Source organism: Dinoroseobacter sp. S76 (assembly GCF_049801095.1).
In the GTDB taxonomy this organism is placed as follows: domain Bacteria; phylum Pseudomonadota; class Alphaproteobacteria; order Rhodobacterales; family Rhodobacteraceae; genus Dinoroseobacter.
The window spans coordinates 136,586-147,800 of sequence record NZ_JBNAGH010000002.1 but is presented as its reverse complement, the minus strand read 5'-3'; the positions used below and the strand labels follow the sequence as shown (position 1 = coordinate 147,800).

At 64.8% G+C, this 11,215-nt stretch carries 8 protein-coding genes; 2 read left to right on the top strand and 6 right to left on the bottom strand.

Annotated features, from left to right (window positions below):
* Complete coding sequence (locus tag ACP153_RS06480; protein WP_424970165.1) at nucleotides 1–663, top strand: DsbA family oxidoreductase; 663 nt, start codon at nucleotides 1–3, stop codon at nucleotides 661–663.
* Between the two features lie 103 nt (nucleotides 664–766).
* Here the strand turns inward: ACP153_RS06480 and ACP153_RS06475 are convergent, their stop codons facing one another.
* Both ACP153_RS06475 and ACP153_RS06470 read right to left on the bottom strand, forming a co-directional pair.
* Complete coding sequence (locus tag ACP153_RS06475) at nucleotides 767–1,366, bottom strand: nucleotidyltransferase family protein (protein ID WP_424970164.1); 600 nt, start codon at nucleotides 1,364–1,366, stop codon at nucleotides 767–769.
* Between the two features lie 84 nt (nucleotides 1,367–1,450).
* Nucleotides 1,451–3,865 carry a GcvT family protein gene (locus tag ACP153_RS06470; RefSeq protein ID WP_424970163.1) on the bottom strand — a complete coding sequence of 805 codons (2,415 nt, stop codon included), beginning with the start codon at nucleotides 3,863–3,865 and terminating at the stop codon, nucleotides 1,451–1,453.
* 293 nt (nucleotides 3,866–4,158) lie between these two features.
* Here ACP153_RS06470 and ACP153_RS06465 point away from each other — a divergent pair, with 293 nt between their 5' ends.
* A complete protein-coding gene (locus ACP153_RS06465; protein WP_424970162.1) occupies nucleotides 4,159–4,968 on the top strand; it encodes a Stf0 family sulfotransferase in 810 nt (269 codons plus the stop codon).
* Here ACP153_RS06465 and ACP153_RS06460 read toward each other — a convergent pair.
* From ACP153_RS06460 to ACP153_RS06445, 4 genes are all read right to left on the bottom strand, one after another.
* Nucleotides 4,949–7,030: a dipeptide ABC transporter ATP-binding protein gene (locus tag ACP153_RS06460; protein ID WP_424970161.1), complete on the bottom strand. Its 2,082-nt coding sequence runs from the start codon at nucleotides 7,028–7,030 to the stop codon at nucleotides 4,949–4,951. The two genes, ACP153_RS06465 and ACP153_RS06460, sit on opposite strands and share 20 nt — an antisense overlap.
* 115 nt (nucleotides 7,031–7,145) lie before the next feature.
* Entirely contained in the window at nucleotides 7,146–8,306 is a 1,161-nt protein-coding gene (locus tag ACP153_RS06455) for an ABC transporter permease (RefSeq protein WP_424970160.1), read from the bottom strand.
* Nucleotides 8,307–8,318: 12 nt separating this feature from the next.
* A complete protein-coding gene (locus ACP153_RS06450) occupies nucleotides 8,319–9,410 on the bottom strand; it encodes an ABC transporter permease (protein ID WP_424970159.1) in 1,092 nt (363 codons plus the stop codon).
* Nucleotides 9,411–9,521: 111 nt separating this feature from the next.
* Nucleotides 9,522–11,195: an ABC transporter substrate-binding protein gene (locus tag ACP153_RS06445; protein WP_424970158.1), complete on the bottom strand. Its 1,674-nt coding sequence runs from the start codon at nucleotides 11,193–11,195 to the stop codon at nucleotides 9,522–9,524.
* Between the last annotated feature and the right edge of the window lie 20 nt (nucleotides 11,196–11,215).

The following is an 11,215-nucleotide window of genomic DNA, read 5'->3' as shown; positions in this document are numbered from 1 at the left end:
ATGAGCGAGACCTCAATCCGCGTGGATATCATTTCCGATGTCGTCTGCCCCTGGTGCGTGATCGGGTTTTACCAGCTGCAGAAGGCCAGCGGCGTTACCGGGCTGGCCGTCGAGATCCATTGGCACCCGTTCGAGTTGAACCCCGAGATGGCCGAGGCGGGGGAGAACCTGCGTGCGCATCTGGCGGCGAAATACGGCACGACACGCGAAGGCTCGATCAAGTCCCGCGCGCGCCTGACCGCGCTGGGGGAGGCGTTGGGGTTTGCCTTCAACTATGCGGACGACATGCGGATGGTGAACACGTTCCGCGCCCATCAGCTGGTGGACTGGGCCAAAGACTACGGCAAGGCGCATGACGCGCAGCTGGCCCTGTTTGGCGCGTTTTTCACGCGCCGGGAGGATTTGAACGATCCAGAAGTGCTTGTCGGCGTTGCGGCGGAGATCGGTCTGGACCCGGAGGAGGCGCGCCGGGTCGTGGCAACCGGTGCCCGGGCCAAGGCCGTGCGGGATCATCAACTGATCTGGACCTCTCGCGGCGTGACCGGCGTTCCCGCCATGGTGTTTGACCGCCAGCATCTGGTCACAGGCGCTCAGGGCGAAGAGACCTATGCTCGCATCCTCCGCCATGTCGCAACGGAACGGGCGGAGGCACGTGGGGCGTAGGAGATCTGGCCGCTGCGTTGCGCGTCAGCGAGTTTGGCGCTCCCTCTGTGTTGTCAGCTGATTGCGCCGCCTCCGGCGATCGCGAGCGGAACGGGTTCGACCCTCAGCGCTGAGTTTCCGCGCGCCAGGCCGCCCAGTCCTCCGGCGTGTCGAGGTCGCGGCGCGCGCGGTTGCCGGGCAGGGGGACGAGATGGACGTGGTCCCGGTGGCGCGCGATCAGAGATTGCCCGCCTTCATCGCCCGTAAGATCCGCGAAATCTGGAAAGGTGGACGGGGCAAAGAGGATCGGGTGACCCGGCGCGCCGGTCCCCGTGGTCCCGCGCCAGATCCGGGCTTCGGGCGCGTCCTGTCGCGCCGCAAGCACGGCGCGCAGATCCTGTTCCGTGATGTCGGGCAAGTCGCCGAGGAGGAGCAAGAGACCCGTGCAGGTTTTCGGCAGCCGTGCGACCGCCCCCCGCAGGGTCCCGCCCATCCCCTCAGCGCTTTCGGGGACCGAAAGCGCGGTCACGCCCAGACCGTCAAGCGCCGCGTATCTGGCATGGGGGCGCGGGGGCAGAGCCACGAGGACATCCCGTGTGACCCGCGCGGCCAGCGCAGCTTGCCGCGCCACCAGCGGGCGGCCATCCACAAGCTCCATCAGTTTGTCGCGCCCGGCCATGCGACGCGACTGCCCGGCGGCAAGGATCAGGGTGATATCCGACATGGGCGCAAGACTGACCTTTGGTGGCGCGTTTGGCCAGTGGTGGGAGCCTCCGGTGCGGATATTTGGAGACTTAAGACAGGGGCGCTAGCCACGCATGCGCGCGCCATCCGGGTCAAAGAGCGGTGTCGTCAGCAGTTTTGCCGGGCAGTGGGTGCCGAGGATTTCGATGCTGGCCTCCACATCCGCGGCGATCCGGTCGGTGGGCAGAAAGCCCAGCGCGATCGACGTCTGCGAATGATGGGCATAGCCGCCTGAGGTGCAGAAACCGACCACATCGCCTGCGATTGAGATCGGCTCATAGGCCACCACATCCGCATCGGCGGTGTTGACCGCGAAGGCGCAAAGCTTGCGGGCCGGTCCTGCCGCGCGCTCCGCTTCGGCGGCGGCGCGCCCGATAAATTCTGCGCCTTTCTTGAAGCTGATGAAGCGGTCGAGCCCGGTTTCCGCCGCCGTGTAATCCGGTGAGTATTCCCGGCTCCAGGCGCCGAAGAACTTGTCGAGGCGCAGGGACATCATCGCGCGCATCCCGAAGGGCCGCATGCCCAGCGGCGCGCCCGCAGCCCAGAGCGTGTGGAAGAGGTGGCGCTCTTCGGCCTGGGAGCAGTAGATCTCGTAGCCCAGATCGCCCGTATAGCTCACCCTTTGGACGAGGCATTGGGCCATGCCGATGGTCATGGGGCGCAGATCGAGGAATTTGAACGCCTCTGCAGAGACATCCGCGCGGGTGCAGGCGGCCAGCACCTCTCGCGCCTTGGGGCCTGCGATCTGGAAGCCGGTCCGCGCATCCGAGATGTTCTCGACGGTGACGCCGGCCTCCAGATGGGTCTCAAACCAGCGCAGGTGCTGATCCTGCGCGCCATAGGAGGCGGTGAGCTGATACTCCGTCTCGTGCAGGCAGGAGACGGTGAAATCCCCGATCAGTTTGCCGGACGGGGCCAGCATCGGGGTGAGTGAAAGGCGGCCGGGCTCCGGGATCCGTCCGGCCATGATCCGGTCGAGCCAGGCGCGGGCGCGCGGTCCCGTCACCCGGAACTTGCCGAAATTCTGCAACTCGTTGATGCCCACCGCGCCGCGCACGGCGGCGACTTCGGCCTTGACGGCCTCCCAGGCGTTGGAGCGGCGAAAGCTCGGCGTCTCGTAACGCGGCTCCCCGGGCAGGGCGAAATAGTTCACCACTTCGAGCCCATAGGTCTGGCCGAAGACGGCCCCTTTCTCGGACCAGATGTCATACATGGCCGTGGTGCGGAACGGGCGCGCGGCGGGCAGTTCCTCGTTCGGATAGCTCACGGAAAAGCGGTTCTGGTAGTTCTCGATCACCTTGGGCACCGTGTAGCCCGGGGTCGTCCAGCGCCCGAACCGGGCGACATCCATAGCCCGTGGATCGCGCTCGGTCTCACCCTCGATCATCCATTGCGCCAGCGCGAGGCCAACACCGCCCCCCTGGCTGAACCCGGCCATGACCGCGCAGGCGGACCAGTAATTGCGCAGCCCCGGCACGGGCCCGACCAGGGGGTTCCCGTCAGGCGCAAAGGTGAAGGGCCCGTGGATCACGGATTTGACGCCTGCGGTCTCGAGCACCGGGAACCGCCTATAGGCGAAGGCGATGCTGTCCTCGATCTTTTCGAACTGGTCGTTCAGCAACTCATGGCCGAAATCCCAGGGGGTGCCGTCGACGGACCAGGCCTCGCAGGGTTTCTCGTAGAACCCGATGCAGAGCCCGCGCCCTTCCTGACGCAGATAGCTTTCGCCACCGGGATCGATCACATGGGGGAACTCGCTGTCGCGCTCATAGATCGCCGGGATGTCATCGGTGACGATGTATTGGTGCGCCATGGGCAGCAGCGGCAAATAGATCCCTGCCATGGCCGCAACCTCCCGCGCCCAGAGGCCGCCCGCATTCACCACATGCTCGGCCATCACCGTGCCCTTGTCGGTCTCAACGGTCCAGGTCCCATCCTGGTTCGGCCTTGTCGCGGTCACCTTGGTGTGGGTGTGGATCTGCGCGCCCCCCATCTTGGCGGCACGGGCATAGGCATGCGTGGTGCCGGACGGGTCCAGATGGCCATCCAGCGGATCATAGAGCCCACCGAGAATGTCATCGGTGTTCACAAGCTCAGCCATCTCCTTGATCTCATCGGGCCCGAGGATCTCCGTATGCAGGCCCATATAGCGGTGCTTGGCGCGCTCGGCCTTGAGCATGTCAAACCGCTCCGGCGTGTCGGCCAAGGTGATCCCGCCCACATGGTGGAGACCGCAGGACATGCCCGTGATCTCTTCCAACTCCTTGTAGAGTCCGATCGTATAGCCCTGCAACGCGGCCATATTCGTGTCGCCATTGAGCGTGTGGAACCCGCCCGCCGCATGCCATGTGGAGCCCGAGGTCAGCTCGGAGCGCTCCAGTAGCATCACGTCCGACCAGCCGAGCTTGGTCAGGTGGTAAAGGACCGAGCATCCGACGACGCCGCCTCCGATGACGCAGACCCGCGTATGAGTTTCCATGTCCTGCCTCCTTGCCGTGCCCCCAGAGGGTCGGGGGCGAGGAGGGGCTTGGTCACGTCCGTTCCCGACATGAAGCGTCGGTTTCTGCGCGGATGCGGGCGGAGAGGTCAGAGGATCGCACGCGATCGCGCTCCGCCTCTGGCGCATGCGCCCGTGTCCCAGCGCTCTGGCGGGCAGTGGGGCGAGCTGCCGCACGGAGGCTTCCTCGCCATGCGGGATGCGATGTGCTGCGCGCAGCGAACAGCTTTGCAGGCAGAGCGAAGCGATTGCTCCACGGCGTGATCGCGGGCAGGGTGTCCAAGATCACCAATCTACCAGACCCCATGTCCAACCCGGCGCGCGCCTATATCCTTTGTACCTCGCCGCGCAGCGGAAGCACGCTGCTGTGCCGGATGCTGACAGCAACCGGTGTGGCCGGGCACCCAAACTCCCATTTCCACACCCCGTCGCTCACTCGGTGGCTGGAGGTTTACGGGCTGGCAGACACGACGTTCCCATCAAGGCGCGCGGCCCTGCAGGCTGTTCTCGATGCAGGGATCGCACGAGGTCGCGGCGAGACCGCGTGCTTCGGCCTGCGGATGCAGCGCGGAAGTTTCCCCTATTTTATGGACCAGCTCGCGCAGCTTCTCCCGGATCAACCTTCGGACCATGCGCGGCTTGAGGCGGCTTTCGGCCCGCTCAGCTTTTTACATCTCAGCCGGGAGGACAAGCTCGCCCAAGCCGTCTCGCGCGTCCGGGCGGAGCAGAGCGGGCTCTGGCACGCCCATGCGGACGGCCGGGAGCTTGAGCGCACCGCACCGCCGGCACCCCCGCGTTATGATCACGACGCGATCGCGGCGCATCTGGCGGAGCTGTCCCGGTTCGAAGAAGACTGGCGCCTATGGTTCGCACGCGAAGGCATCATGCCCCTACGGCTCACCTATGAGAGCCTGGCGCAGGACCCTCAGGGCGTTCTGGCGCAGGTGCTCGCCCATCTGGGGCGCGATCCTGCTGCCGCGGAACAGGTCGCGATCCCCACTGCGCGCTTGGCGGATGCAGAGAGCGCTGATTGGATCGCTCGCTTTCGCGCGGAAAGCGCCGGGTCTACTCCGCCGCGATCTTGATCACCGGGGTCATGCGCGCCAGCACCGCCTCCGAGAGGTGACATTTGATCTGATGCCCTGTCTCGGAGATCCGGGTCGGGGGCACCTCCCGGTCGCATTTCCCCTCCGGCACCTCGGTCTTCCAGCGGCAGCGCGTCTGGAACGGGCAGCCCGGCGGCGGGTTCATGGCCGAGGGAATGTCGCCCTCCAGCACGATCCGTTCCTTCTCCACCGTCGTGTCCGCAATGGGCACCGCCGATAGCAGGGCCTCCGTATAAGGGTGATAGGGCGGGGCGAAGACCTCTTCCGTCGTGCCGAGCTCCACCACATGGCCGAGATACATCACCATCACCCGGTCGCTGAGATAGCGCACGATGCTGAGATCATGGGAGATAAAGAGCAGCGTGGTCTTGTTCTCGCGCTGGATCTCCATCAGCAAGTCTGTCACCGCCGCCTGCACCGAGACATCGAGCGCGCTGACCGGCTCATCGGCCACCACAATCCGGGCATCCCCGGCAAAGGCGCGGGCAATGCCCACGCGCTGCTTCTGACCGCCCGAGAGCTGCCGTGGCATCCGGTCCGCAAAGGCCCGGGGCAGCTTCACCAGATCAAGCAGGCGGAGCATCCGCTCCTCCCGGGCGGCATCACTGTCCCCGACGCCAAAGATCTCAAGCGCCCGGATGATCTGCCGCCCGACCGTCATGGAAGGGTTCAACGTGTCAAAGGGGTTTTGAAACACCATCTGCACATCTGCCACGGTCCCGGTATCGCGCTGCTCGATCTCGGTGTTCTGGATCTCGCAATTGTCCAGCAGGATCCGCCCCTCGGTCGCGGTCTCGAGCCCCATGAGCAGCTTGGCAAAGGTGGACTTGCCACAGCCGGACTCGCCGACAATCGCCAGGGTCTCGCTCTCCCGCGCTTCGAAGGTCAGGTCCTCATTGGCCTTGACCACCTTCGTGTTGGACCCACCAAAGAGCGCGGAGGCCGCGACCTCGTAGTATTTCTTGAGGTTCTCCATTTTCAGCACCACCGGCCCCGGAGCGGGCTTGGCGCTCTGCGCCGTGGTCTCGATCGGGGCAGTCCAGTCGATCTCATCGAACCGCACACAGCGCGTGTCATGGCGGTCATCGCCAAGGATCTCCGCCATAGGCACCGCGCCCGTATCGCAGCGCCCAGCTTCGAAATAGGCGCAACGCGGCCCGAAATTGCAGCCCTTGGGCCGCTCATGGGGCAGGGGGAAGTTCCCCGGGATCGCCACGAGCGGGCGCGCGGTCTTGTCCGCGCCCGGCAGCGGGATCGACCGGAAAAGCGCCTGCGTGTAAGGGTGCTGCATCCGGTCAAACACATCCGCGATCGAGCCGGTCTCCACGGCCTCGCCGGAATACATCACGCAAAGCCGGTCGCAGGTCTCCAGCACCAGCCCGAGATTGTGGGAGATAAAGAGCATCGAGGTGCCGTATTTCTTGCCCAGATCCTTGACCAGATCGACCACGGCAGCCTCGACCGTCACATCCAGCGCCGTGGTCGGCTCGTCGAGGATCAAAAGCGCCGGGTTCGCCATGAGCGCCATGGCGATCACGATGCGCTGCTGTTGCCCCCCGCTGAGCTGGTGAGGAAAGCTGTTCAGCATGCGCTCCGGGTCCGGCAGGCGCACATCCGTCACCACCTCCAGCGCGCGCACGTAGGCCTCGGCCTCCGACACTCCTTCATGGATCATCGGCACTTCCATGAGCTGCTTGCCGATCCGCATGGCCGGGTTCAGGCTCGCCATGGGCTCCTGGTAGATCATGGCGATGTCCTTGCCCCGGATCCAGCGCAACTCCTCGGACGACATGCTGTTCAGGTCCCGCCCCTTGAACTTGATCGTCCCCCCAACAATCCGCCCGTTCACGCCCAGGTCCTGCATCACGCCCAGCGCCACGGTGGATTTTCCGCAGCCGCTCTCGCCCACGAGGCCCATGGCCTCTCCGGGCATGACCGTGCAGGAGAAATCCATCACCGCCGGGATCTCGCGCAGCCGTGTGAAAAAGGAAATCGACAGGTTCTCGATCTCGAGAATGGGGCCGTCATAGGGCTCGGTCATCTCTTCCACCTGTCTTTCATTGTTCCTGAAATACTCCGGGGGTGCGGGGGCTGGCCCCCGCGGGTCGCCTCACGCCCGGCATCCGGTCCAGAAAGGGCACGCGTTCCCATCCGCCTCAATCCTTCAGGCTTTCTTCGCGCAGCCCATCGGCCAGCAGGTTCAGGCCCAGCACAAGGCTCATCAGCGCGAGCGCCGGGGCCAGCGCCGGATGGGCATAGACCGACAGCAGGCGGCGCCCCTCATTGATCGTGGAGCCCCAATCGGGACTTTCGGGGCTCACGCCCAACCCAAAGAACCCAAGTGTGCCCAGAAGGATCGTCGTATAGCCGATCCGCAGGCAGAAATCGACAATCAGAGGGCCGCGGGCATTGGGCAGGATCTCCCAGAGCATGATGTACCACGGACCCTCGCCCCGGGTCTGGGCGGCGGCTACGTAGTCCCGGGTCTGGATGTCCAGAACAATGCCTCGCACGATCCGGAACACCGTGGGCGAGTTCACGAAGACCACCGAGACAAAGACGATCAGCACATTGGGCGGCATGGAGATCAGACCCAGCGGATCCGCGTCAAAGGCCAGTCCGAGATAGAGCCACCCGCCGATCAGCACCGTCAGACCCACATAGAGGTTCCGCTTGCCCGGCTGGGTGAAATAGCGCGAATGCCAGAGCACCAGCAGAAACAGGATCGGAAAGAGAAACAGCACCGCTGCCATATAGACCGGGATGCCCGTGGCGACGATTTCCGGCGTGACCAGCAGGTAAAAGAGCAGGATCACTGGGAAAGCCAGCACCAGATTGGCGACAAAGCTCAGCACCGTATCGAGCCGCCCGCCAAAATACCCTGCGGGTAAGCCGAGCACGATCCCGACCATGAAGGCAAAGAGAGTCGCCGCCGGTGCGATCTTGAGGACCTCGCGCGCGCCCATCACCATGCGGCTGAACACGTCCCGGGCGAGATTGTCGCCGCCAAAGATATAGTGGCTGAACCCGTCCGAGCCCGAGGGCAGGGGCGTTCCCGGCGCCTTGTTCTTCATCCCCGACACCACGTCGAGCGGGTCATGAGTCACGATCAGATCCGCAAAGAGCGCGGTAAAGACCCAGAACATGACAATCCCGAAACCGACCATGCCGATCGGGCTGTCAAAGAGCTTGCCGTAAAGCCCGAGCCGCCGCTTATAGGCGGTCGAGAGCAGGAAGGTTGAGGTCAGCGCGACCCAGACCGGCATGAATTGCACAAAGGCCTTGGTCCAGATCTCGAGTGTGGTCATGGGGTCCATATCCTTCTCTCCTCACGCGATCCGAATGCGGGGGTTGAGGAAGACGTAGCCGATATCGGAAATCAGCTGAGTCACCAGCACCACGACCACGGCCACCACCGAGCAGGACAAGAGCAGCTCGATATCGTTGTTCGAGGCCGCCTGCACCAGGGTCCAGCCGAAGCCTTTGTAGTTGAACAGGGTTTCGACGATTACGACCCCGGTCAGCAGCCAGGGGAATTGCAGCATGATCACGGTAAAGGGCGCGATCAGCGCATTGCGCAGGGCGTGCTTCACCACGATGTTGCGAAAGCTCACGCCCTTGAGCCGCGCGGTGCGGATGTATTGCGCGGTCATCACCTCGGCCATGGAAGCACGGGTCATCCGCGCGATATAGCCCATGCCATAAAGCGCCATGGTCATCACCGGCAGGGTGAAGTTTTCCAACGTGGCATCCTCCGCTGCCGAGGACGCGGAGCCCTTGAGCATGGTGCGCCCGTCGATCCAGCCCCATTCGGCGAGGATTGGCGACAGCCCCGAGGTCGAGGAGGCAAAGAGCACCACCAGCACCACGCCCGAGACATATTCCGGCGTCGCCGTGGTCGCGATGGAGAAGGTCGACAGGGTCCGGTCGGTGCGCGACCCCTCCCGCATTCCGGCCAGAACCCCGACCAGCAAAGCCGAAGGCACCATGACCACCATCACCCAGAACATCAGCTTGCCCGTGAGCGCCAACCGCTCCGCGATCACCCCGCCCACATCGGCGCGAAACACGGTGGAGGTGCCGAAATCGCCCTGCAGGATCCCGCAGCGGGTCTGGTCGGGGGCTTCACCCGCAGGCAGCGTGCCTTCGATGCAGCGCCCGCGCGTACCACCCTCCGCATCGGTCTGGGTCCAGCCGGGCACCAGCCCCAGCCATTCGCCATAGCGCATGAGCATGGGCGCGTCATAGCCGTTCCGGGTCAGCCAGCTCTCGACCTCCGCATCGGTCATGCGGACCGAGCCCTGGCTTTTGGCGACCTTCTCCAGATTGGGCTGCAGATTGGTCATCGCAAAGACGATGAAGGTCACACAGAGGGCGGTGAGCGCGACCACGCCAGTCCTGCGCAGAATGAAGGCGAGCATGAGCCGGACCTCTCTTTCGTGCTGTGGTCAAGACCCCGGACGGGCCCGCTCAAGGGCATCGGGGCCGCGCACGGGCGGCCCCGGATCTGTCGGGATGAACCGGATCTGCGCCTAGGCGCTGAAGCCGATCTTGTGGAGGTGGATCTCGTGGCTCGGATGCTTTTCGGCATTCACCACATCGCCCCGGTGGTGGTTGTAGAGCGACCGCCAGAAGGGCTGGATGATCACCCCTTCATCGCGCAGGATCTGCTGGATCACCGCCATCTTCTCGCGGCGGGCATCGGCGTCCGAGATCGCCATGGCCTCGGCAAGCGCTTCGTCAAACGCAGCATTGCTGAAGGCGGTTTCGTTCCAGGCCTCGCCGCTGCGATAGGCCAGCGCCAGGATCTGTACGCCGAGCGGGCGATGGTTCCAGGAGGTTGTCGAGAAGGCATGCTTGGTCCAGTCGCCCCAGAAGGTGGCGCCGGGTTGGATGCGATGCTCGATATTCAGCCCGGCATCCCGGAACTGCGCGGTAAGGGCGGCGCCGGTGCTCGACAGCCACTCTTCATCCGGAGTGATCAGAACATGCTCAAAATCGCCGAGCCCCGCGGCCTCCATCGCCGCCTTGGCACTAGCCGGGTCATAGACCGGGGCCGGGATCTCGGCATATTCCGGGTGGATCGGGCAGACATGGTGGTTCTCGGCCACCGTGCCCAGATTGTTATAGCCCAGCTCCAGCAGCACGTTGTTGTCCACGGCTTGCGCCATGGCGCGGCGCACGGCGGCATCGGCATAGGGGGTCACGCCGTCAACCTCGGCTGCCTGGTTCGGGCGCAGCACGACCGTCGCGCCGGTCACGGCCTCGGTCCCGGTCCATCCAATGGCGTCGAAGAGGTCGACGAAATCGCCTGTTGTCTCGTAGGTCAGATCCACCTCTTCGGCCTCGGCCCCGGCGAACCATGTGGCCGGATCCGTGCCGTAGTCGATGAACTCGACCCGATCGAGATAGGGGCCGCCATAGACCTCGGTGCCCCACCAGGTGTGGTCCGTGGCGCGCTCCAGCACGGCGCGGACATTGGTCTCGAAACTCACCGGGCGGAACGGACCCGTCCCGATGCCGTGATCGAACGGGTTGCCACCATCATAGCTCGCATGGGTGATCGCCGCCGGGTAGTCCGACATGTTCGCGATCACCGTGATATCCGGCGCCGAGAGGTTTAGGGTGACGGTCAGATCCCCATCAACAGTGATTGCCCCGTCGCGCGCCTGTCCGGTCTCCGCATCGATCAGCCCGGAGAAGCGCGCGGCCATGGAGTTGCCCTCGAGGCTCGTGTCGCACCAACCGGCGATGTTGCGAGCCACATCCTCGGCAGTGAAGGGGTCGCCATTGTTCCAGGTCGCGTTCGGGCGCACGTTCAGGACATAGACCGTGGCGTCCTCGTTTACCTCCCAGCTTTCCAGAAGCATGGGGCTGAAGGTCCCGTCCGCGTTGTAGGACACCAGATATTCGAGAAAGCCGCGGGTCTGGTTGCCCAGTTCGGACCAGTCATAGGTCCGTGGTTCCTTCATGGCCTTGACCAGATGCTGAATGCGCAGCGTGCCGCCCATGGCCGGGGTCGCGCCATGCCCGGCAGCCTCGGCTGGGGTGACACCGATCAAGGCATAGGCCGCGGCGGAGGTCGCGCCCAAAGCCGAGGCCCGGGTCAGGAACTCCCGCCGGGACATGGTGCCCTGGCGGCAGTCCTCGGCATACATCTCCACCGCCGGGTGCATGGCATTCCCGTGGATTGTCGTGAGTGTCATCTTGTCAGTTCCCCCTGAGA

Excerpts from the sequence above, each read along its gene's own strand:
- ACP153_RS06450 (WP_424970159.1), bottom strand. The coding sequence starts at position 9,410 with ATGCTCGCCTTCATTCTGCGCAGGACTGGCGTGGTCGCGCTCACCGCC.
- ACP153_RS06455 (WP_424970160.1), bottom strand. The coding sequence starts at position 8,306 with ATGGACCCCATGACCACACTCGAGATCTGGACCAAGGCCTTTGTGCAA.
- ACP153_RS06475 (WP_424970164.1), bottom strand. The coding sequence starts at position 1,366 with ATGTCGGATATCACCCTGATCCTTGCCGCCGGGCAGTCGCGTCGCATG.
- ACP153_RS06480 (WP_424970165.1), top strand. The coding sequence starts at position 1 with ATGAGCGAGACCTCAATCCGCGTGGATATCATTTCCGATGTCGTCTGC.
- ACP153_RS06470 (WP_424970163.1), bottom strand. The coding sequence starts at position 3,865 with ATGGAAACTCATACGCGGGTCTGCGTCATCGGAGGCGGCGTCGTCGGA.
- ACP153_RS06460 (WP_424970161.1), bottom strand. The coding sequence starts at position 7,030 with ATGACCGAGCCCTATGACGGCCCCATTCTCGAGATCGAGAACCTGTCG.
- ACP153_RS06445 (WP_424970158.1), bottom strand. The coding sequence starts at position 11,195 with ATGACACTCACGACAATCCACGGGAATGCCATGCACCCGGCGGTGGAG.